The sequence below is a fragment of the Tenacibaculum sp. E3R01 genome, assembly GCF_003318185.1.
Lineage (GTDB): Bacteria > Bacteroidota > Bacteroidia > Flavobacteriales > Flavobacteriaceae > Polaribacter > Polaribacter halocynthiae.
In genome coordinates this window covers 125,118-147,316 of record NZ_QOCC01000023.1, presented here as the reverse complement: position 1 = coordinate 147,316, position 22,199 = coordinate 125,118, and the positions used below count along the sequence as shown (strand labels likewise).

The following is a 22,199-nucleotide window of genomic DNA, read 5'->3' as shown; positions in this document are numbered from 1 at the left end:
AAATAACACCAGAGATATGAGAAAAATCACTACTTATTTATTTCTTTTATGTACCATTTCGTTATGGTCGCAAAAACAGTTTCAAGGTAAAGCGGTATATCAATCTAAAACAACTGTTGATATGAGTTCTTGGGGAGCAGACATGTCTGAAGAACGAAAGAAACAAATAAAGGCGCGTATGAAAAACTTTTTAGAAAAATCATACACTTTAAACTTTACGACCAAAGAATCTGTATATAAAGAAGAAGCAAAATTGCAAGCTCCCGGAACTAGAGGATTTCGCTTTGGCGGTTTTACAGGAGGAGGGATTAAATATAAAAACCTTCAGGCAAATAAAGCTCTAGAGTCTGTTGAGTTTTTTGGTAAAAAATTTTTAATAACTGATAATACTGAAAAACCAAAATGGGAGCTTGGTAGTGATACAAAACAAATAGGGAAGTATACCTGTTTTAAAGCTACACTAGTAAAAAAAGTTGATGCTTTTGATTGGAGAAATATGAGAAGGAGAGGAAGAGGTAGAGGAAAAGGAAAGAAACCTTCTGATAAATCAAAAACTACTAAAGTTACAGAAGAAATTGAAATTCCAAAAGAAATTACTGTAACAGCTTGGTATACTCCACAAATACCAGTAAGTAATGGACCTGGACAATACTGGGGGTTACCAGGGTTAATCCTTGAAATAAATGAGGGGAGAACTACCATTCTATGCTCTGAGGTAATAATGAATGTAAAAGATAAAGAAACGAAAATTGAAGCTCCAACTAAAGGAGATCAGGTGACAAGAGAAGAATATAATAAGATTGTGAAGAAAAAAATGGAGGAAATGAGAGAAATGTTTCAAAGAAGAAGAGGAGGAGGAAGAGGAAGAGGTCGTTTTTAAATAAATAACAATAACTTAGTAATTAACAAAATGAAAAAAATACTACTAGTGGTCATTTTAATGACTGCATGGGGTACTTATGCCCAAGTAACAATGAAAGGAGTTGTGAAAGATAGCATTGGAAATCCTCTAGAAATGGCTAATGTAATAGCTATAAACAAACAAACAAAAAAGTTAGATTCCTATGGTTTTACTGATAGTAAAGGGAATTATAAATTAAATTTAAAAAAGAATTCTAATTATAGTATAAAGGTTAGTTATATAGGTAAGAAAACAGTTGAAGTTTCTGTGAATTCAAAGGACTCAGATATTGAAAAAAGTATTAGCATGTTAACAGATGACACTCTTGATGAGGTTAACATAACTTATAAAATGCCTGTAACAGTTAAGGGAGATACTATAGTATATGATGCTGACAGTTTTAAAAGTGGTACAGAAAAAAAATTAGGAGATGTTCTTAAAAAATTACCGGGTATTGAGGTAAATGATGATGGAGAAATTGAAGTGGAAGGTAAGACAGTTAAGAAGGTGATGATAGAGGGAAAAGATTTTTTTGATGGAGATAGTAAATTAGCTACAAAAAATATTCCAGCCGATGCTATTGATAAGGTTCAGGTATTAAAAAATCATAGTGAAGTTGGTCAGTTAAGTAGTGTTACTGATAATGAAGATAATGTTGTTATTAATTTAAAATTAAAAGAAGGAAAAAAGAATTTTTGGTTTGGAGAAGTTACAGCAGGTATAGGAATGGGAACTAGTAAAGAACGTTATATAGCACATCCTAAGCTCTTTTATTATAATCCTAAGTATAGTGTAAATATAATAACAGATGTAAATAATATAGGAGAAGTTCCGTTTACAATGAGAGATTATTTTAAATTCACTGGTGGATTTAGAAGTTTAGGGGGTAGTAGTAATGGAACTAATTTCAATGTTGGGTCTAATGATATATCATTCTTAACACTCCAAAATAATAGAGCTAAAGAGATAGAAACTAAGTTTGGAGCGGTCAATTTTAGTTATTCACCTAAAAAAACATGGGATTTAAGTGGTTTTGCAATTTATTCGGGAAATAAAACTGATATTGAGCAAATGACAAGTAGAACGTATTCAAATGCGACTATTGATAAAAATAATATACCACCTGCAGCTGGTAAAATAATTGAGACTGAAACTACTCAAGATCAAACAGCTCAAGTAAGTGATTTAGGTTTGTTTAAATTAAGCTCTAGTTATAAACCAAATTCGGCAAATCAATTTGACTATGATATTTTTGCAAAGGTTTCTGGACAAGAGCAAAAACAGTCTACAATTTCAAATAGAACATTTTTAAATGCAAATAACGAAATTGTTCCGATTAATCAAATTTCTACTCAAAATCCATTTTCTTTAAATCAAAATCTGAATTATTATTATACGTTAAATGATAAAAATATTTTTGCTTTTGAAGCCCAGCATTTATGGCAAGATGAAGATCCTTTTTATAATGCTAAACTTGAACAATTGTCATTTGCTAATTTAATAGGATTAAACTTAACGGCAAATCCATTTGACGTGATGCAAGAGAAAAGAATTAAAACAAACAAGCTTGATGCAAAATTAGACTATTACTATGTTTTAAATTCAAAAAGTAATATAAATGTAACTTTTGGAAGTACATTAAGTAATCAAAAGTTTAACTCTACTATTTTTGAAATTTTAAATGGAAATAGAACTTCGGTAAATAAAACAGAGTCTATAAATGATGTAGATTTTACATTTAATGATTTATATCTTGGTTTACATTATAAATTTATTACTGGTATTTTTACTTTCAACCAAGGGTTTACATTACATAATTATACCTCAAAAAACACGCAGTTAGGATCAGTAGTTGATAATAATTTTACAAAACTTCTTCCAGACGCTTCAATAAAAGTGAATTTAAAGAAATCAGAAACTTTACGTTTACGTTATAGTATGCAAACTAGTTTTACAGATGTAAATCAATTAGCTCAAGGATATGTATTCAATAATTACAATAGTTTGTATTCTGGTAATAGAGAATTAGAGAATTCATTATCACATAATGTAAACTTGAGTTATTTTAGTTTTAATATGTTTAATTATACTAATATTTTCGGATCTATTAATTATAGTAAAAGAATCGATGCAATTAAATCAAATACTCAGTTTTTAGGAGTCAATCAAGTAAGAACTTCTATAAATTCATTGTTTCCAGATGAAACAATTTCAGGAAGGTTAAATTTTCAAAAGAGTTACAGAAAGTTTAAAATCACATTAGGAGGAAATGTTTCTTATGCTAAATCAAATAGTTTAATAACGAATAGATTTAATAATGAGACTACAAACAGGCTATCCAAAACATTTACACAAAGTTATACAACTAAGTTTAGTACAAATTTTAGATCTGCTCCAAACTTTGATGTTGGGTATAATGTTGCAATCAATAATTCTAATATAGGTGGTGTAAAAAATACATTTACAACACATAGTCCGTATATGAATTTAGATGTGTTTTTTCTAAAAGAATTTGGATTTACTTCTAAATATACCTACAATCAGGTTGTTAGAGATGGAGAAACAATTGACAAGTATGGGTTTTTAAGAGCTGATTTAACGTATCAAAAGAAGGACAGTCAATGGGAATATAAAATTGGAGTTACTAACCTTTTAAATTCAAGAAGTTTAAATCAGAACAGTAGTAATGATATTTTTATAAGTAATAGTACATATATAATTCAACCAAGAATAGCGGTACTTAGTATTAAGTACAATTTATAGATAGATTATTTGAATAAAGAAAGGCGAGCATATTATGCTCGCCTTTTTTGTTTTATAGTAATAAATAAAATTATTTAATTATTAATTTCTTGGTAGTTTGTAGTCCACCATTTTGAATTTGTAGTAAATACATACCACTATTAACAGTATTGAATAATAACTCTTCAGAAAAAATTAAAGAAGAGTTAGAGAAGTTTTTAGACTCTATTAATCTTCCTCTAATATCAAATAGTTTTACAGATACTTTATCTTGTGTTTTAGTTTCAAAAGTTAATTTAAATCTACCATTTGAAGGATTTGGGAATAAATTGAAATTATTAAACGAAACTTCATCAGTTGAAGCAGTAGCGTCAATAGTTATTTTATAATCTTCAGTTTCACCCCATTCTGTTTTGTGATCTGCATCACAAGCTCCTTCTCCATAGTTGTTTGTTGGATCATCATATTCAATTATTACTCTCATTCTAGTATTGCCTTTTACAGCGTTATCAGGAACTTTAATGTTAAAAGTAGCAGTGTCCACATCTTCTACCTTAGTCCCTAAATCATATCTTTCAGTAGTGTTGTCAAATTTATAATCTTGATTCCAATCAATAAAAACATAACAATGATCTTGAAAACCACCTGTGTCAAAAGTAACACTTATAGGGTAAGTTTCACCTTTCTTTATTGTGGTTGCTATGGATGTAAAATCTTCATATCCATCAGAAGTATCATTTGCTGAGTTATTATTAATTGTATTAAAAGTAACATTAGTTATATGTTCAGTACCACCTGCTTCATCAGTAAATGTAGATGAGCAATAAGAAGGATTGGAAGTTGTAAAATTTGAAACATCTGAAAAAGTACCTTCTCCACAGTCATTTTTAGGTTTAACTTTCCAATAGTATTTTGTATTACTTGTTAATGGACTAACTAAGGTATATAGATTTGTAGATGCATTTATATCTAAAACTATGTTAGTAAAGTTAGAGTCAGTTGCTATTTGCACATTATACAAGGATGCATTTGTTTCTTCTTTCCAAGTTAATGTAGGGGCTAATTCAATATTAGTACTGTTATTACTAGGTTTAGTAGTAGTTATTTTAGAAAAAGTTGAGTCAAAAACAGTTAAATTAACACTTGTGTTTTGAGTTAAAGATGTTGAGGTACCAATAGCCTTTACATTGTATTTTTGAGCACTAGTACCATTTAGTCCACCTATTGTCATAGTTACGTTGCCACTTTTATTAATAGTAGTAGGTGAAAATGTAGCAGATGCGCCACTAGGTAAATTTTGAGCACTGAAAGATACTGTTTCATTAAAACCGTTTATAAAATCTAAATTTAAAGTATAATTAACAGTATTATTAGTGTTGTTACAAATTGAATTAGTACTTGTAACACTAGAAAAAACAAAAGTAGGTGTTGTTGAAACAATTGTAAAATTTATAGAGTTAACATTGTAAAAAACATTACCAACAGCTTCAATTAATATTCTTGCTTTGGTAGTAGGATTATTTGGAATAGAAATACTTTGAGATCCATCATTAGGAGTGCTTTCTACTAAAGTAATAGGAAAGGTAACTCCACCATCTAATGAAAGTTTAATACGAACATTAGCGCAATTAATTGGGGCTTGGTCAGTTGTAGATTTATCCCAAGTAATAGTTTGTGATGATCCAGAGTTCCAAGTAACAGCAGTACTAGGAGCAGTTACAGTAAAAGGATTTGCATCAGTAACAGTTATTTTAATATCATCTCTTGCACTTGCTCCTCCTCCTGGGTTATTATCTCTAACTGTTAGTGAAAAATTCATTTCTCTAGCAACAGAAGGTAATACTTCCCAAGCAGAAGTTGTTTTACCAATTACATCCTCTAATTTTGGAAAATATCTATTAGGTGAAGTTAATGACGGAGAAGATCTGAATAACGGCCCAGCTGTATTTGTTCCAACAGGTGGCATTACTGCAATTTCTGTATCAATTTGTTCCCAGTTATAGGTTAAACTTGAAGTACCATCAGCATCGGTAGCTTTACCTTTTAAAACAAAAGGGGTAGATTTAGGAATACTAACGTTCACACCAGCATAAGCAGTTGGAGCATTGTTTCCTGTATTTGTTGTTGTTGCACAGGTTGCTGTTCTCTGAATTGTACTCCACATTTCAGCAATACTAACAGAATGAAAATGATCATCACTGTTAGCTTGAACATTAGGAAGACAAATACCAGCATAAGCCATAATAGAAGAGCCACTTCCAGGTTCAACAGATGTTGTATTTGATCTTTGGCCACTACATGCATTATTAAATGTATGATTTGCACCAAATTGATGTCCAAGTTCATGAGCTACATAATCTACATCATAAGGGTCTGAAATTGGATTTGGTCTACCAGTAACCCCGCTTGCTTTTTGACCAGTAATACAAACAACACCTAAACCAGCAAGACCACCAGCCCCAGTACTAAATGTATGACCAATATCATAATTACTATTACCAATTATGTTATCACAAACTGATTGACTTTCATTTATAAGAGCTTCGGCATTTGAATTTGTTAGATTATCTGTATTGGCATCAAGAAAAATTAATTTTTCATTGTCACTTACTATAACCATTCTAACTGATAAATCACGTTCATAAATACCATTTACACGAGCCATTGTGGTGTTCATTGCAGATAAAATAGCTGCCTTTTTTGTAGCATCAGTGGCTGTTGAAGGTACGCTTTGATTGGTTAAATGAAATTGAGAATATTCTCCAGTAGAAGTTATGGCTATTTTGAAAGTTCTTAATTTTCCATCGTTAGCATTTCTACTTGCAGTTTTATTAGTGTTAGAAGTATATTTATTTTTTAATTCATCAACTTTACATTGAAAATCATCTTTACTAGAAATAAAGTCTTCTTTTTTATAAGAAATATAATTTTTATTGTCTTTAGTTAAAGGGTCGATGAATAAAGTACTAAAGTTTCCAGACATTATCATAACATGAACACCATCTGTTCCAATACTTATTTTAGCGGTTGCAGAAGGATCATCAATACCTTTTGCTGAATACGATTTTATAGAAGGAAATTTTTTAGCAAGTCCATCTTCAAAGTTAGAAGTCTCAACTATTTTGTACTTAGAAGTTGTACCATTTTCGTTAGGAAGATCTATAATATTTGAACTTTTCTTTGATTTAGAGTTTAAATGTAAAGTGAAGCTATTTAAATCTAAAGAGAAAAGGTAGTGTTTTTTAGGAGTGTATTCTCGTTGATATAATTCTGATTTACTTCTTTGATTACCGGATTCCATTTTTTTCCAGTAATTTTGTGCATTAGAAATAGAAGCTAATGACAACAAGAGTAACAAAAGGGTAATTTTTTTCATTTGTTGTTTAATTTTAAAGTTTAAAAAAATGAATTTCTTAAGTAGAGATGGGGATAAACAACGAAAATATGAATAAAAATGTACATGTAAAAGATTTGTTAATAAAAGATTACAAGGAAACTTGGGATTTACAAACAAAGTTGTTAGATGAAATCGTTGCATTAAAAAGAGAAAGAAGGAACGGATCGGTTGATATTATAACTCCAAATCACTTTTTATTTGTAGAGCATCCTCATGTATATACACTAGGTAAATCGGGAGATTTTAATAACTTATTATTAAATGAAAATCAATTAAAAGAAAAAGGAGCTACATTTTATAAAATTAATAGAGGAGGAGATATTACGTACCATGGTCCTGGTCAAATTGTTGGTTATCCTATTTTAGATCTAGAGAATTTTTTTACAGATATTCATAAATATTTACGATTATTAGAAGAGGCAATTATTTTAACATTAGCTGAATATGGTATTAAAAGTGAAAGAAGTGAAGGGGAAACGGGAGTATGGTTAGGTGTTGGAACTCCTTTTGCTAGAAAAATATGTGCTATGGGAATTCGTGCTAGTAGATGGGTAACAATGCACGGCTTTGCATTAAACGTAAATGCTAATCTTGGATATTTTGATAATATTATTCCTTGCGGAATTAGAGGTAAAGCTGTTACTTCTATGGAAGTAGAATTAGGTGAGAAAGTTTCTGAAGAAGCTGTAAAAGAAAAAATATTAAAACACTTTAAATCATTATTTGAAGTTAAAGAGTTTATAAAGTAAAAAAAGAGGTTGATTATCAACCTCTTTTTTTACTTTATAATAAAAGCTTTTTTTTATTTTTTAGCTTTAATATCAAAAGATATTTCCATTAAATCATTAATGAATTTATCTTTTAAAGCTGCATCAAATTTCTTTGAGCTATAAGTAACACCAAACTCAGTTCTATCAACACTAAAAGTTTCACTTTTTAATGTAGCTGAATCACCATCTTCAGTAACAGTTACAGGAATTGTAATGCTTTTAATAACATCTTTTAATGTTAAATTACCAGTAACGTGTAATTTTCCATCTTTTTTTTCTGAACTAGCTATTACAAATTTAGCCGTAGGGAATTTTTCAACATCAAAGAAATCAGAAGCTTTTAAATGTCCTTCTAATTTTTCTTTACCTTGTCCTGCTTCTAAATCAGTACAAGTTATCGTGTTCATGTCAATAGTAAATTCACCAGCTTTTAAAGTACCATTTTCTATATCAAAAATACCATTTTGAATTTTTAAAACTCCATTGTGTGATCCAGTAGGTTTGTTTCCTTTCCAGGCAACAACAGATTCAGCAACGTTTGCTTTGTATGAGTTGATTACATTTTCTACTTTCTTTACATCTTTAACCTCTTCACCAGTAGCTGCTTTTTTCTTGTCGTTTTTACATGAAATAACAGTTAATGCTATAAAAGCAATTGCTAAAATTGATTTCTTCATAATATTGATTTTAATGATTGATTTTCTAATTTAGAACAAATGTAAATAAAAAATAGTTTCCGTGGAGATTATTTTTTAGTTATTAATTTGTTAATAACATAAGATGCTGCTTGTAAGCCAAATGCAGCTGGCATATAACTAATAGTACCATAAAAAGATTTTTTATAATTTGTACCGTCAGTAAGTTTTAAACTATTTGATTTTTGCATTTCTTCAGAATAGACTGCCCTTATACCTTTATCAATGTTATGCTCTTTTAAACGCTTTCTTAAAACTCTAGCCATAGTGCAGTGCTTAGTCTTACCTATATCTTTAATTTTAATTTTTGAAGCATCTAGTTTACCACCAGCTCCCATAGAACTAATAAGTTTTACTTTTTTTCTTTTGGCAGCAATCATTAAATTTAGTTTTGGAGTGATACTATCTATACAATCCATTACATAATTATATTTACTATCTACAATTTCAAAAGCTCTTTCAGGTGAAAGGAATTCTTCAAACACAGTAAGTTCAATATCTGGGTTAATATCTTTAAGTCGTTCAGCAACAATTTTTGCTTTAGATTTGCCTATGGTACTATTTAATGCAGGTAATTGTCTATTAATATTTGTTTTGTCAAATACATCACCATCAACAATTGTCATTTTTTGTACTCCTGCTCTTGCAATAAATTCTGCAGCAAATGAACCAACCCCGCCTAAACCAACAATTAAAATATTTGCCTTTTTAATTTTTTCCAATCCTTCTTGTTGTACTAATAATTCAGTACGTTCTAACCAACTCATACAATAAATATTCTATTAAAATTTTCTGTTATCTTTTGTTTAACTATGCTTAAGTCTTTCTCTTTTATTTGGGCAAATTTATTGTAAATGTTTTTAATAGGTTCATTAGAATCATCAGTTTCTAAAAAAATGTTTTCTACAGGTATTTCTTTTATAGTATTCTGAAGTTTCTCGTTTCTTAAAAAGCTTGCGCCAATTGAAATAATAATATTGTTTTTTATTAAATCATTAGCTATTTGTTTGTTTTTATTGAACCCATGAATAATCCATTGCTGTTGAGGTTTGTATTCTTTTTTAAGATGAATAATATCATTAAAAGCTTTTACGCAGTGAATAATTAAAGGTTTGTTATATTTTTCTGATAACAAAATAAGCTTTTTGAAAACGCTTATTTGAAGATTGTAGTTTGTTTTAGATAATTTATCTAAGCCACACTCGCCAATTGCTAAACAATTTTTTGCATATAGTTTTTGTTCTACGTTTTTAAAATCTAATTGGAGGTTATTTTCTGTAATATACCAAGGATGTATTCCAATAGAAAAAGGATTGTTTTTTGGAACAATATTATTGGGATAGATATTAATTATTGATAAAATCTCAGGACATTTTTTAGTTGCGTGCGTATGAATATCAATAAAATCCATAAAGTTAATTTTATTCTTTATTTTTAGAATCGATAATGATAGTAACTGGTCCATCATTTAGTAATTCAACTTTCATATCAGCTCCAAATTGCCCAGTTTGAACTTTTTTATTTAGGTCGGTCTCTACCTGCTTAATAAATGCTTCATATAAAGGAATTGCAATATCAGGTTTCGCAGCTTTTATATAGCTTGGACGATTCCCCTTTTTTGTAGAAGCGTGTAAAGTGAATTGACTAACAATAATAATATCTCCTTTATTATTTATGATAGATGTATTCATAACACCTTGGTCATCATTAAATATCCGAAGGTTGCATATTTTTTTTGACAACCAACTGATATCATCAGAAGTATCTTCATTAACAATTCCTAATAAAACAAGAAGCCCGTTTTTAATATCAGCAACTTTTTTATTGTTAATGGTAACGCTAGCTTTTGAAACTCTTTGTATTATGGCTTTCATTTATAACTTATTTCCAAATGTCTGTTCGATAATTTTCTTCTTCTCCTTCTAGAATTTGTAAATAACTTTTATAACGAGACCAAGATACTTCATCCTTTTCAAGAGCATCTTTTACAGCACATTTAGGTTCATTAATATGAATACAATTGTTGAATTTGCAATTTTGTTTTAATGCAAAAAACTCAGGAAAGTAATCGCCTAATTCATCCTTATCCATATCAACTACACCAAAACCTTTTATACCAGGAGTATCAATAATTCTAGCATTAAAGCTAAGATCAAACATTTCAGCAAAAGTAGTAGTGTGTTGACCTTGTTTGTGTTGTTCTGAAATTTCCTTAGTTTTTAAATTTAAATCTGGCTCAATAGCATTTACTAAAGTTGTTTTTCCTACTCCTGAATGGCCTGCAAACATGCTAACTTTATCAAGCATTAACTCCTTTATTAGGTCAATATTTTTATTCTCTTTAGCAGACACTTCAATACATTTATAACCTATAGCTTCATATATATTTTTTAAATATAATATTTCAGCCTTTTGATCTATTTGATAAGCATCAATTTTATTAAAAACTAAAACAACATTTATTGAGTATGCCTCAGCAGTTACTAAAAAACGATCTATAAAAGTGGTGAAAGTAGGCGGATTGTCTATTGTGATCAACAGAAAAACTTGATCAATATTCGCAGCAATTACGTGAGTTTGTTTTGATAAGTTTACTGATTTTCTAACAATATAATTAGTTCGTTCTTTAATTTCAGAAATTACTCCAGTTTCATCATCTGTTTTAGCTTCTAAATTAAACTCAACAATATCACCTACAGAGATAGGATTCGTACTTTTAATACCTTTCATCCTAAATTTTCCTTTAATTCTACATTTATGAAAAGTATCTTCAGACTTTACCCAATACCAACTTCCTGTAGATTTATAAACCGTTCCAATCATATAACAAAGATGAGAATAAAAAATGAATGTAAATAGAGTTATTTTTGCATCAAATCACCTACTTTTTTAGCAATTGAGCCTCGTTCGCCAACTCTAACAATCATAAATATAATTTGCGGAATTAATCCAGGGTTTATAATAATAGATGCTTTTTGTGAAACTTTTTCATCTCTTTCTTTAATTGATTGTAATTTATCTTTTTCTGGAGTAGAGGAAAGCTTTACTGCAAAATTCCAAGCACCATCTCTAGCTAATTTCATGCTGAAATCAATTAAAAAGCTGTCAATTTTATGAGTAAACTTTAGTATTTTTTTTAAAAAGGGCCAAATTGTACTTAAGTCTTGTTCTACTTCGTTTACTAAAGAAGATAAAATTACGTTTATTTTATTGAAATCACCTTTAAGATTATCTATTGGTTGGCCTTCAGAAACTTGAGCTGCGGCAATACCTAAATCTAAATTTATATGCGCATTCATTCCTATTAGTAAATGTTGTAAAACAATAGGCCAGTATTTTGTAGAGATGCTAAATGCTTTTTCCCATGATGCACTTATTGGTTTGTTTTCTTTGTAATCATAATACGCCGTGATGTATCTTTTAGCAAAAATGACATCTAATTTTTCCATTCGTTTTCCATCTTCGAAGAAATTTTCAGAAATACCTTGTTTAACTTTTTTAGTTACTTTAAGGTAGAGAGCAGCAAAATAGCCTAAAGTACTTTCATTTTTAATAGCATCTTCAATGATATTTTGTAATGTTTCAATTACATCATCTATAGTTTCAATTGGTGGCATTTTAATATAAGTTTGGTTGTGTTGAAATTACAAAAAAAACACAAATAAAAAGGTTGCCTTTTGGGCAACCTTATAGCATTTATTAACATTAAAATAGATGTTATCCTTTAATGATTTTTTCTTGATGATTTATACTCTCTTGGTGAATTGCTTTAAACATTTTTAAAACAAACTCTTCACTCAATCCTCTTCGTTCTCCTTCTAAAATCATATTTCCTAGAATTTCATTCCATCGCTTAGATTGAAGGACAGCTACATTCTTTTCTTTTTTTAGTTCCCCAATTTTGTCAGCAATTGTCATTCTTTTTCCAAGCATGTCAATCAATTGATTATCGGTAATATTTATTTGAGCTCTTAGGTTATCAAGAGACTCTCTATAGGTTTGATCGGTAGTTGTTTCTTTTCTAACACGTAAGTCGATCATCATTTGCTTTAAAGTATCTGGTGTTACCTGTTGGGCGGCATCACTCCATGCATTGTCTGGATCAATATGAGTTTCTATCATTAAACCATCAAAATTTAAATCTAAAGCAGTTTGTGAAACATCAAAAACCATATCTCTTTTTCCTGTAATATGAGAAGGATCACAAATTAAAGGTAAATCAGGGAATCTGTTTTGAAATTCAATAGCTAATTGCCATTCTGGAATGTTTCTATATTTCGACTTTTCATAGGTAGAAAAACCTCTATGTATAGCTCCAAGATTTTTAATTCCTGCTGAGTATAAACGTTCTATTCCACCTAGCCATAAAGCTAAATCTGGATTAACAGGGTTTTTTACTAAAACTATTTTATCGGTACCTTGAAGAGCATCAGCAATTTCTTGCATAATAAACGGACTAACTGTAGAACGGGCACCAATCCAAAGCAAATCAATATCGTGTTCTAAGGCTAGTTTTACGTGAGCAGCATTCGCTACTTCAGTACAGGTTTTCATTCCTGTTTCTTCTTTTACTTTTTGTAACCACTTTAAACCTAAGGCGCCAACACCTTCAAAATTACCAGGTCTTGTTCTTGGTTTCCAGATCCCAGCACGGTAATAGTTTACATCAGAATCTTTTAATTCATGTGCAATTTTTAAAACCTGATCTTCGGTTTCTGCACTACAAGGCCCTGCTATTACTAGTGGATGAGCAAGATTCATATCATCCAACCATGTTTTTAATTCTTTTGTATTTTCCATTTTACTTGTTGTTGTGGCTTTTAGTTTATGCCGTTTAAAATTTGTTTTATATGATTTGTACTTTCCATTTCTTGATAAATTTCTGCAAAATTATCTTGAAGCATGAGTTCTTTAAACTGTTGTAAGTTTTGAATATATTCTTCCAATGTTTCTATAACATTAGTCTTGTTTTGCTCAAAAATAGGAGCCCACATTGCAGGTGAACTTTTAGCTAAACGTACAGTTGAAGCAAAACCACTCCCTGCCATATCAAAAATATCACGCTCATTTTTTTCTTTTTCAATTACTGTTTTTCCAAGCATGAAAGAACTTATGTGTGATAAATGAGAAACATAAGCAATGTGTTTATCATGTGATTTAGGATCCATATAACGAATACGCATTCCAATTTTTGAGAAAATATCTAATGCTTTTTCTTGTAGCTTAAAAGCTGTTTTTTCTACTTCACAAATAATGTTTGTTTTGCCTCTGTATAGGTTTTTAAGAGCCGCCTTCGGTCCAGAAAATTCAGTTCCTGCTATTGGATGGGTAGCTAAAAAGTTTCTTCTTTTTGGGTGGTTTTTTATGATTTCACAAACGTCTTCCTTAGTAGAGCCTACATCCATAACTAATGTGTTGTCAGAAATTTCATCTAACACTTTTGGGGTTAATTTAAGAGAAGCATCTACTGGTACAGAAATAATAACAATATCTGCATTATTTAAGTCGCTAAACGCAGCTTTCTGTTGAATAATTCCAATTTCCAAGGCTTGATTAAGATGCTCTTCATTTGTGTCTATTCCGTAAATAATCACTTCATTAAATTCATGTTGAATATCTAGTGCTAAACTTCCACCTATTAATCCTAATCCTATTACAAATACGTTCATTCTAAAATCGAGTTATTGCTTCTTTAATCTTTTCTTCGGGTACACATAATGAAAATCGAATGTATCCTTCACCTTGGCTTCCAAAAATTGTTCCTGGGGCAACAAATATGTGTTTGTTATGTAATAAATCGTCAACTACTTTTTCCGATTCTTGGCCTTCAGGTAATTTAGCCCAAACAAACATTCCTGAAGTATTTTTGTTATAAGTACAGCCTAATGTGTCAGCTATTTTGAAAATTAATTGTTGTCTTGATTGGTATATTTTATTTTGTTCCTTAAACCATCTATCGTCAAGTTCTAGTGCTTTTATAGCTCCTTTTTGAATACCATAAAACATACCAGAATCCATTTGAGTTTTTACTTTTAAAACTTCGTTTAAAAAATGTTGATTACCAATTAATTTACCAACTCTCCAACCTGCCATGTTGTATGATTTACTTAAGGAGTTTAACTCAAGTGCTATATCTTTAGCTCCTTCAACTTGCAAAATACTTTTTGGAGTATCGTTTAATATGAAGCTATATGGATTATCATTTACAATTATGATATGGTGTTTTTTTCCGAATTCAATTAATTGTTGATAGGTTTCTTTTAAGGCTTTTGTACCTGTTGGCATATGTGGGTAATTTACCCACATTAATTTTACGTTTGTTAAATCAAGTTTTTCTAACTCATTAAAGTTAGGTTGCCAATTGTTAGTAGCGTCTAATTCGTAAAAAACCGATTTAGCTCCTACTAGGTTGGTCACTGAACTATAAGTAGGGTAACCAGGGTTTGGAATTAAAACATGATCACCTTCATTTAAAAAAGCTAATGAAATATGCATAATCCCTTCTTTACTTCCCATTAAAGGAAGAATTTCGTTGTCAGGGTTTATAATAACATTATACTTAGCCTTGTAAAAATTGGCAACAGCATTTCTAAATTCAGGTAAGCCCTGGTAACTTTGGTATTTATGAGCACCTACATCTGTTAAGCTATCTTGAATAGCTTTTATTACAGTAGAAGGTGGTTGTAAATCTGGGCTACCGATTCCCATATTTATTATTGGCTTTCCTTCAGAGGCTAATTGCCTTACTTCTTTTAATTTTTTTGAGAAGTAGTATTCTTGTACGGTTTCTAGTCTTTTTGCTGATTGAATCATTTTCTTCCGTTTTTATAAGCTCCTAAAACTTTAAATTCTTCTGCCATTATTTCTATAATTGCAATTGCTTTTTCATAATCTTTATAACTATCAAAAGTTACATCAACAAAGAATGAGTATTTCCAAGGTGATTCTATAACTGGTAATGATTGTATTTTTGTTAAATTCATTTTACAATCGCTTAATACATTTAAAATAGTTGCCAAACTTCCTCTTTTATGATCTAATTGAAACTTAAAAGAAGCTTTGTTTATTTTGTCAATACCATTGTTAGGTTTTTCTGTTTGAATAATTACAAACCTAGTTGAGTTGTCTTTCATGGTTTGTATTTCATCTTCTAAAACATCTAAACCAAAAATTTCAGCGGCTAATTTAGGTGCAATTGCTGCAACTCCTTTTAATTGTTCTTTTGCAATACGTTTAGCAACTTCAGCTGTATCTACATCTTCAACTAATCTAATGTGCGGATGTTTTTTAAAAAACTCTTTACATTGTAATAAAGCCATTGGATGTGAGCATACTTCTTTAATTTCTTCAATTTTTTGACCCGGTAAAGCCATTAAATGATGATGGATATTTAAGTACTCCTCTCCACTTATGTGTAAATTATTAGAGTCGATTAAAGCGTAATTAGGTATAATAGAGCCAGCAATTGTGTTCTCTATAGCCATAACAGCTTTATCTGATGTTTTATTTAATAAGCAATCTACAAGAATATCAAAAGACAAACATTCTTCTAACTGAACATCTTTCCCGTAAAAATCGCGAGCTACTTTATGATGATTAGAACCTTCGGCTCCTTGAATGGCTATTTTTTTCATTTTAGTGTAAAAAAAAAGCCTCGATGTTATCGAGACTTTATGGTTATAATATTTTTTTGTTATTTAAATATATGATATAAAGTCTCTGCTCTTACTAAAATAGTAAAAGAAAAAATAGAAACCTTGCCATACGTTTTGTAACATTCTTTGTGTCTTTAATTTGTACGTGACAAATCTTAGAAATTAATTTTACATAACCAAACTTTTGTGTAAAAAAAAACCTCTTCAATAAAAATTGAAGAGGTTTTGCGGTCTGGACGGGACTCGAACCCGCGACCCCCTGCGTGACAGGCAGGTATTCTAACCAGCTGAACTACCAGACCGTTGCTTAAAGCGATTGCAAATATAGAATTACTTCTGTTATTTACAAATATTTTATAAAGAACGTCTCTTTATGTAAGAGAAACTTTTCGCGGTCTGGACGGGACTCGAACCCGCGACCCCCTGCGTGACAGGCAGGTATTCTAACCAGCTGAACTACCAGACCGTTGCGTTAAGCGGATGCAAATATATAACTTTATTTTAATTAAAAAAGGAAATTTTATAAAAATTTTCGACGACTAATAAGATAAGACGTAAGTATGTCATTGTAGCCTTCATGTATGTTTACAGGTATATAATCTATTTTGTATTGTAAACATTTGTTCTTTAAGTTTTTAAAAAAATCGTTTGTTAATTCTGTATACTTTTGCTGTACATTTTCTGCGTATAAATTTATTTCTTCTCCAGTTTCTACATCAATAAATTTTTTGGGTGAATTTCCAAAATTGAACGAAAATTCTAATTCTTTATCATATGTGTGAAATAAAACTACTTCGTGTTTATTATGTTTTAAATGTCTAAGAGCATCAAAAAGTTCTTCATTATCTTTAGTTGTTTGAAACATATCGGTAAATAAAAATATTAAAGATCGTCTATGAATTTTCTCTGCTATCTCGTGTAGATATTCATAAGTACGGGTAGATGATTTTGAAGTTGAATTGATTAATGTTTCTAATTGGTTTAAAATCATCTTCCTATGGCGTTCACTTCCTTTTTCAGGTGCATAGTACTCATATTTGTCAGAATAGATACTTAAACCTACTGCATCACGTTGTTTTTTTAAGATATCCATCAAACATGCACTTGCAACTGCTGAATAACCAATCTTATTAAGGTTAGTGATAGTTTGTTTTTCAATAATAGGATAGTGCATGGATGCAGAATTATCAATGATAATATGGCATCTTAAATTTGTTTCTTCTTCATACTTCTTAGTGTATAGCTTTTCTGTTTTAGCAAAAAGTTTCCAATCTATGTGCCGAGTACTTTCACCTTTATTGTATAATTTATGCTCTGAAAATTCCACAGAAAACCCATGAAAAGGACTTTTATGCATCCCTGTAATAAAGCCTTCTACTACTTGTTTGGCGTGTAGTTCAAGGTTTTTTATTTCTGACGAAAGAGAGTTGTTTAAATCAATCATAAGTACCGAAAATAAAAAAAGGTTTAGCAATAGCCAAACCTTTTAGTTTATATCTTTTAAGTAAGTTACTTTTTTATTTGTTGTGCTCTGTCCATTGTGTCAACTACCATTAATAATTTTTTTAATAATATAGGATTGTAAGTTGGATTGTCATTTAAAAATGCTTGAACTATTGAGTGTGCCTTCTTAGATGTATAATTACCAACAGAACTTGTTAACCATCTTTTTGGGAAAAATATATCACCGGTTAATTGAATTTCTTCTAAAAGTTCTAAGCATGTTTTTAGGTGTTTAGTAGCACTTTCTTGCCTAAGAGGATGATGAATATTAGCTAAAGCAGCTGTAACCCAAGATTCTTTTTCTCTATTTTTAGCTTCTTTTAAGGAATGCATAAAATCATCACGAATTTTTTCATCTGAAGAAAGAGAAGGAAGTAACCAGGTAAAACGTTCCTTTTTATCTTTATTAGTAATTTTTTCAAGTTGTTTTGCTAAAATTATATCAGATTCAGGATGCTTATATATAGCTAATTTCATGGCTAAACTCGTTAACTCACTTTCATTTAATGTAAAGTTTTTTGTAGAAACTTGTCCGCTCCATAATCTATATAAAATTGCAGTACCTCTTTCTTGATAAGCTACTTTTGTAAGTAAATTATATAGTGTCTTTTGTATGTTTTTAGAATTTGATTTTGATAATTCGGTAGTAATCATTTTGGTTAAATTAGTACCAGTTTCTATACGTTCATTCTCATTTAAAAATTTCCAAAAGATAGTATTGATACTGTTGGTAATATAATTGAGTATTAATTCATTCTTTTCTGAACGTAATCCTGCTAAAAAAGAATACATGGCTGTTTTGATAGGAGTTTTTCCAGAAAGCATATTTTCGAATAAATTAATATAGCTATGCCCTCTAGCAATATCGTTTTTAATTAAAAAAATAGCATCGTTGTTAAAAGGAAAAATACCATAACCAAAACCATTATAATTATATATTATTTCTAAAGGTTTAGGAAGTCCAATAGCTTCATTTATAGTAATTGATTGATTGTTTAAATTACATGAAAGTATTTTTACTTCATTTGGGTATACTAAACCAATTGAGAATGATTGTTCCCAAATATTAGACGAACCATCTTCTGCTTTTTGTTTAACAGTAAAAGAATCTATTTTTCCATCTTTATAGTTAATAGCATCAGATATAATAGGACGTCCTGATGAATTTACCCAAATAGTACTCCATTGAGTAATGTTTTTAGATGAGTTTTTATCAAAGATAGCTACAAGTTCATTCCAATCAGCATTACTATTAGCATAAGTAGTAATGTATTCTTGAATTCCTTTTTGAAAGTTGTCTTTTCCTACTAGTAATTCTAATTGTCGCATCATAATTGGAGCTTTATTGTAGATGATTCTCCCATATAATGAACCTGCATTTTTTAAATTGTCTAAATTTTGACGAATAGGGTTAGTACCTTTGGTTCTGTCTTCTGAATATGCACTAGGGTAATGAGACATCATAAAATTTAAGTCATGATTTACCTCAGGAAAAACTGGGTTCATGATTTTATCAGCCATGAAATTTGCAAAAACTTCTTTCATCCAAACATCATTAAACCATCGCATTGTAACTAAATTACCAAACCACATATGAGAAGTTTCATGCGCTATTAATTTTGCTCGACGTAGTTTACGAGTTTGTGTAGCGTTTTCATCTAAAAAAAGTAAGTTTTCTCTATACTGAATTGCCCCAGTGTGTTCCATACCACCATATTGAAAAGGAGGGAGGGTTGCGAAATCCATTTTTTGAAAAGGAAAACTGTAGTTAGTATACTTTTCTAAAAAGTTTAATGAGTTTTGGTGAATAGAAAAAATAGTATTTAAACTTTCATTTATTTTGCTAGGGTTTGTTTCTCTATATAAAAAGCGCATAGGAAATGCACCAGGGTTTTTAATTTCTTCGTTAAACTTACCCGCAACAAACGAAAATAAATAAGTACTCATTTTATCAGTTTGTTTAAAGTGATGTTCTGAAAAATCACCTTTAGGAATTACATTCTTTTCAAATGCACCACATAGTACTTTCCAGTCTTTAGGAGCTGTAATTGTTAAATTGTAAATTGCTTTAATGTCTGGCTGATCAAAACAAGGAAATAAAGTACTTGCTCTATCTGGCACTAAAAGGGTGTATAAATATTCTTCGTTTCTGTTTAAAGAAAGTTCGCCAGCATCAAATTCAATTACTATTTTATTAATACCTACTTTCAAAAGAGTTTTGTTTATAATTATATGCTCATTTTTATGTAGGATGGAACTAGTAGAATTATTAACGATTATTGATTTTAAATGATTCGTTTTTTCATTGAAATCTAAAACTAAGTCGTTTTTTATGTTAGTTATATTGAGGGATAAAGATAACTTAGCAGGTATTTTTTCTTCTTTTTTGGATGGTATATGGAAATTTAAATTATAAATAACATCTTTTATTTGTTTATTTCTAAGCTTAGCTAAGTTTAAAGAAATACCTTTTTCAATATTTTTATTAATGGGCTGTTGTTCTTTATTACAAGAAAAAAACAATACCAATAAACTTAAAGAGAGTATGTATTTATTCATAATTTAAGTATAGTAGTTCGTGTTGAGGTTGTTTGTTTAAAAAGTAAAAATAAAAAAAAAGGTTTAGCAATTGCTAAACCTTTTTTTTATAATTAGTAAAATTAACTACTATAAGTTAGCGTCAATTTTATCTGTATATGTTTTTTTAGGAGCTGCACCTACTTGTTTGTCAACTACTTCTCCGTTTTTGAAAATTAATACAGTAGGGATATTTCTTACCCCGTATTTAGCAGCAAACTCTTGGTTAGCGTCAACATCAACTTTACCAACAACTGCTTTACCTGCGTATTCACCACTTATTTCATCAACAATAGGAGAAACCATTCTACATGGTCCACACCAAGCTGCCCAAAAATCAACTAATACTGGTTTGTCTGATTTTAATACTACTTCTTCAAAAGAAGCATCTGTAATTTCTAATGCCATTCTATTATATTTTTATTTAGAGGTTATTATTTCTCGTTTACTATTACAAATGTAAACAAATATTTTGCCATTTCAATTTTAAGAAAATTAGTTTTTATTATCACTATATCAATAGTTTTTATTGCTAGTTTGTTTTTTAGTATCTAAATAATCTTTATTTTTGTTCGATAATAATAAGAGGAGAAATTTGTTCTGATTGCAACCTCATTAAAAAATGCTAAAGCAGTATCTACTACTTCTTTTTGCAGCAATCAAAATAAACTTCTTTCATTCAACATAAAAAAGAAGAAAATTATGCCATATTTTTTTACCTCTGAAAGTGTTTCAGAAGGACATCCTGATAAAGTAGCTGATCAAATTTCTGATGCTTTAATAGATAATTTTTTAGCTTTTGACCCTGAGTCTAAAGTAGCTTGTGAAACATTAGTTACAACAGGTCAAGTGGTATTAGCTGGAGAAGTAAAGTCGAATACGTATTTAGATGTTCAAAAAATAGCTAGAGATATAATTAACAAAATTGGATATACAAAAGGTGAGTATATGTTTGATGGAAACTCATGTGGAGTTTTATCAGCAATTCACGAACAATCTGATGATATTAATAGAGGTGTAGATAGAGCTAGTAAAGAAGAACAAGGAGCAGGAGATCAAGGAATGATGTTTGGATATGCTACTAAAGAAACTGAAAACTATATGCCTTTAGCGTTAGATTTATCGCACTTAATATTAAAGGAATTAGCGGTTTTACGTAGAGAAAATGATGCAATTGCATATTTACGTCCAGATGCAAAAAGTCAGGTAACTATTGAATATTCTGATAATAATGTACCACAACGTGTTGAAGCGATTGTTGTTTCTACGCAACATGATGATTTTGCTGATGATGAAGAAATGTTAGCAAAAATTAGAAAAGATATTGTTGATATTTTAATTCCTAGAGTTAAAGCTCAATTAACACCAGAAATTCAAGCGTTATTTAATGATGATATTAAATATCATATTAATCCTACTGGAAAGTTTGTAATTGGTGGACCTCATGGTGATACAGGGTTAACTGGACGTAAGATTATTGTAGATACTTATGGAGGAAAAGGAGCACATGGAGGTGGAGCTTTCTCAGGAAAGGATCCTAGTAAAGTAGATAGATCTGCTGCTTACGCTACGCGTCATATTGCTAAAAATTTAGTAGCTGCTGGTGTAGCTGATGAAGTTTTAGTACAAGTTTCATATGCAATTGGAGTAGTGGAGCCAATGGGAATTTTTGTAGATACGTATGGTACTGCTAAGGTTAATTTAAATGATGGTGAAGTAGCTAAAAAAGTTTCTGAGATTTTTGATATGCGCCCACATGCAATTGAATCTAGATTAAAATTACGTACACCTATGTACAGTGAAACAGCCGCTTATGGGCATATGGGACGTGTAAATGAAGTAGTGTCTAAAAGTTTTACTCAACCAAATGGTGAAAGTAAAACAATGGACGTAGAGTTATTTACTTGGGAAAAATTAGATTACGTAGCTAAAGTTAAAGAGAGTTTTAACTTGTAATAA

18 protein-coding genes and 2 tRNA genes are annotated in these 22,199 nt (G+C 30.0%); 4 read left to right on the top strand and 16 right to left on the bottom strand.

Annotated features, from left to right (window positions below):
* The first annotated feature begins 16 nt into the window (after positions 1-16).
* Positions 17-880 carry a GLPGLI family protein gene (locus tag DS884_RS11820; protein WP_113786893.1) on the top strand — a complete coding sequence of 288 codons (864 nt, stop codon included), beginning with the start codon at positions 17-19 and terminating at the stop codon, positions 878-880.
* Between the two features lie 30 nt (positions 881-910).
* The gene (locus DS884_RS11815) at positions 911-3,664 is read left to right on the top strand and encodes a carboxypeptidase-like regulatory domain-containing protein (protein ID WP_113786892.1); all 2,754 of its coding nucleotides are present in this window, start codon (positions 911-913) and stop codon (positions 3,662-3,664) included.
* Positions 3,665-3,734: 70 nt separating this feature from the next.
* Here DS884_RS11815 and DS884_RS11810 read toward each other — a convergent pair whose 3' ends face one another.
* The gene (locus tag DS884_RS11810) at positions 3,735-7,019 is read right to left on the bottom strand and encodes a zinc-dependent metalloprotease (RefSeq protein WP_113786891.1); all 3,285 of its coding nucleotides are present in this window, start codon (positions 7,017-7,019) and stop codon (positions 3,735-3,737) included.
* Positions 7,020-7,087: 68 nt separating this feature from the next.
* On the opposite strand from DS884_RS11810, the gene lipB reads away from it, so the two are divergent.
* The gene (gene lipB / locus DS884_RS11805) at positions 7,088-7,789 is read left to right on the top strand and encodes a lipoyl(octanoyl) transferase LipB (protein WP_113786930.1); all 702 of its coding nucleotides are present in this window, start codon (positions 7,088-7,090) and stop codon (positions 7,787-7,789) included.
* 53 nt (positions 7,790-7,842) lie between these two features.
* Here the strand turns inward: lipB and DS884_RS11800 are convergent, their stop codons facing one another.
* The 15 genes from DS884_RS11800 to trxA form a co-directional block, all read right to left on the bottom strand.
* A complete protein-coding gene (locus DS884_RS11800; RefSeq protein WP_093870281.1) occupies positions 7,843-8,487 on the bottom strand; it encodes a YceI family protein in 645 nt (214 codons plus the stop codon).
* Between the two features lie 68 nt (positions 8,488-8,555).
* The gene (locus DS884_RS11795) at positions 8,556-9,272 is read right to left on the bottom strand and encodes a ThiF family adenylyltransferase (RefSeq protein WP_113786890.1); all 717 of its coding nucleotides are present in this window, start codon (positions 9,270-9,272) and stop codon (positions 8,556-8,558) included.
* Entirely contained in the window at positions 9,269-9,916 is a 648-nt protein-coding gene (locus tag DS884_RS11790; protein WP_158530839.1) for a TatD family hydrolase, read from the bottom strand. Before DS884_RS11790 ends, DS884_RS11795 begins: the two co-directional genes overlap by 4 nt.
* A 10-nt stretch (positions 9,917-9,926) precedes the next feature.
* Positions 9,927-10,379, bottom strand: coding sequence for a D-aminoacyl-tRNA deacylase (dtd, locus tag DS884_RS11785; protein WP_093870284.1), 453 nt, complete (start codon positions 10,377-10,379; stop codon positions 9,927-9,929).
* Between the two features lie 7 nt (positions 10,380-10,386).
* The gene (gene rsgA / locus DS884_RS11780) at positions 10,387-11,328 is read right to left on the bottom strand and encodes a ribosome small subunit-dependent GTPase A (RefSeq protein ID WP_113786888.1); all 942 of its coding nucleotides are present in this window, start codon (positions 11,326-11,328) and stop codon (positions 10,387-10,389) included.
* Between the two features lie 38 nt (positions 11,329-11,366).
* Positions 11,367-12,122: a DUF5995 family protein gene (locus DS884_RS11775; protein ID WP_113786887.1), complete on the bottom strand. Its 756-nt coding sequence runs from the start codon at positions 12,120-12,122 to the stop codon at positions 11,367-11,369.
* Between the two features lie 100 nt (positions 12,123-12,222).
* Complete coding sequence (locus tag DS884_RS11770; protein WP_093870287.1) at positions 12,223-13,305, bottom strand: bifunctional 3-deoxy-7-phosphoheptulonate synthase/chorismate mutase type II; 1,083 nt, start codon at positions 13,303-13,305, stop codon at positions 12,223-12,225.
* 20 nt (positions 13,306-13,325) lie between these two features.
* Entirely contained in the window at positions 13,326-14,174 is an 849-nt protein-coding gene (locus DS884_RS11765; protein WP_093870288.1) for a prephenate dehydrogenase, read from the bottom strand.
* 1 nt (position 14,175) lies between these two features.
* Complete coding sequence (locus DS884_RS11760; RefSeq protein WP_093870289.1) at positions 14,176-15,318, bottom strand: pyridoxal phosphate-dependent aminotransferase; 1,143 nt, start codon at positions 15,316-15,318, stop codon at positions 14,176-14,178.
* Positions 15,315-16,139, bottom strand: coding sequence for a prephenate dehydratase (locus tag DS884_RS11755; RefSeq protein WP_113786886.1), 825 nt, complete (start codon positions 16,137-16,139; stop codon positions 15,315-15,317). The genes DS884_RS11760 and DS884_RS11755 overlap by 4 nt, the downstream gene beginning before the upstream one ends.
* 249 nt (positions 16,140-16,388) lie before the next feature.
* A tRNA-Asp gene (locus DS884_RS11750) sits at positions 16,389-16,462 on the bottom strand.
* A 90-nt stretch (positions 16,463-16,552) separates the two neighbouring features.
* Positions 16,553-16,626 (bottom strand) — tRNA-Asp (locus DS884_RS11745).
* Positions 16,627-16,680: 54 nt separating this feature from the next.
* The gene (locus DS884_RS11740; protein WP_113786885.1) at positions 16,681-17,604 is read right to left on the bottom strand and encodes a DUF58 domain-containing protein; all 924 of its coding nucleotides are present in this window, start codon (positions 17,602-17,604) and stop codon (positions 16,681-16,683) included.
* A 65-nt stretch (positions 17,605-17,669) separates the two neighbouring features.
* A complete protein-coding gene (locus DS884_RS11735; RefSeq protein WP_113786884.1) occupies positions 17,670-20,222 on the bottom strand; it encodes a M1 family metallopeptidase in 2,553 nt (850 codons plus the stop codon).
* Positions 20,223-20,330: 108 nt separating this feature from the next.
* Positions 20,331-20,648, bottom strand: a complete 318-nt coding sequence (gene trxA, locus DS884_RS11730; protein WP_093870293.1) for a thioredoxin — start codon at positions 20,646-20,648, stop codon at positions 20,331-20,333.
* Positions 20,649-20,942: 294 nt separating this feature from the next.
* On the opposite strand from trxA, the gene metK reads away from it, so the two are divergent.
* Entirely contained in the window at positions 20,943-22,196 is a 1,254-nt protein-coding gene (gene metK / locus DS884_RS11725) for a methionine adenosyltransferase (protein WP_113786883.1), read from the top strand.
* Positions 22,197-22,199: the final 3 nt, after the last annotated feature.

What these genes read in the sequence shown, in the direction of transcription:
- DS884_RS11760 (WP_093870289.1), bottom strand. Translation starts at nt 15,318, where the DNA reads ATGATTCAATCAGCAAAAAGACTAGAAACCGTACAAGAATACTACTTC.
- DS884_RS11815 (WP_113786892.1), top strand. Translation starts at nt 911, where the DNA reads ATGAAAAAAATACTACTAGTGGTCATTTTAATGACTGCATGGGGTACT.
- DS884_RS11790 (WP_158530839.1), bottom strand. Translation starts at nt 9,916, where the DNA reads ATGGATTTTATTGATATTCATACGCACGCAACTAAAAAATGTCCTGAG.
- DS884_RS11735 (WP_113786884.1), bottom strand. Translation starts at nt 20,222, where the DNA reads ATGAATAAATACATACTCTCTTTAAGTTTATTGGTATTGTTTTTTTCT.
- DS884_RS11820 (WP_113786893.1), top strand. Translation starts at nt 17, where the DNA reads ATGAGAAAAATCACTACTTATTTATTTCTTTTATGTACCATTTCGTTA.
- DS884_RS11765 (WP_093870288.1), bottom strand. Translation starts at nt 14,174, where the DNA reads ATGAACGTATTTGTAATAGGATTAGGATTAATAGGTGGAAGTTTAGCA.
- DS884_RS11795 (WP_113786890.1), bottom strand. Translation starts at nt 9,272, where the DNA reads ATGAGTTGGTTAGAACGTACTGAATTATTAGTACAACAAGAAGGATTG.
- metK (WP_113786883.1), top strand. Translation starts at nt 20,943, where the DNA reads ATGCCATATTTTTTTACCTCTGAAAGTGTTTCAGAAGGACATCCTGAT.
- DS884_RS11755 (WP_113786886.1), bottom strand. Translation starts at nt 16,139, where the DNA reads ATGAAAAAAATAGCCATTCAAGGAGCCGAAGGTTCTAATCATCATAAA.
- dtd (WP_093870284.1), bottom strand. Translation starts at nt 10,379, where the DNA reads ATGAAAGCCATAATACAAAGAGTTTCAAAAGCTAGCGTTACCATTAAC.
- lipB (WP_113786930.1), top strand. Translation starts at nt 7,088, where the DNA reads ATGAATAAAAATGTACATGTAAAAGATTTGTTAATAAAAGATTACAAG.
- DS884_RS11770 (WP_093870287.1), bottom strand. Translation starts at nt 13,305, where the DNA reads ATGGAAAATACAAAAGAATTAAAAACATGGTTGGATGATATGAATCTT.
- DS884_RS11810 (WP_113786891.1), bottom strand. Translation starts at nt 7,019, where the DNA reads ATGAAAAAAATTACCCTTTTGTTACTCTTGTTGTCATTAGCTTCTATT.
- DS884_RS11740 (WP_113786885.1), bottom strand. Translation starts at nt 17,604, where the DNA reads ATGATTGATTTAAACAACTCTCTTTCGTCAGAAATAAAAAACCTTGAA.
- rsgA (WP_113786888.1), bottom strand. Translation starts at nt 11,328, where the DNA reads ATGATTGGAACGGTTTATAAATCTACAGGAAGTTGGTATTGGGTAAAG.
- trxA (WP_093870293.1), bottom strand. Translation starts at nt 20,648, where the DNA reads ATGGCATTAGAAATTACAGATGCTTCTTTTGAAGAAGTAGTATTAAAA.
- DS884_RS11775 (WP_113786887.1), bottom strand. Translation starts at nt 12,122, where the DNA reads ATGCCACCAATTGAAACTATAGATGATGTAATTGAAACATTACAAAAT.
- DS884_RS11800 (WP_093870281.1), bottom strand. Translation starts at nt 8,487, where the DNA reads ATGAAGAAATCAATTTTAGCAATTGCTTTTATAGCATTAACTGTTATT.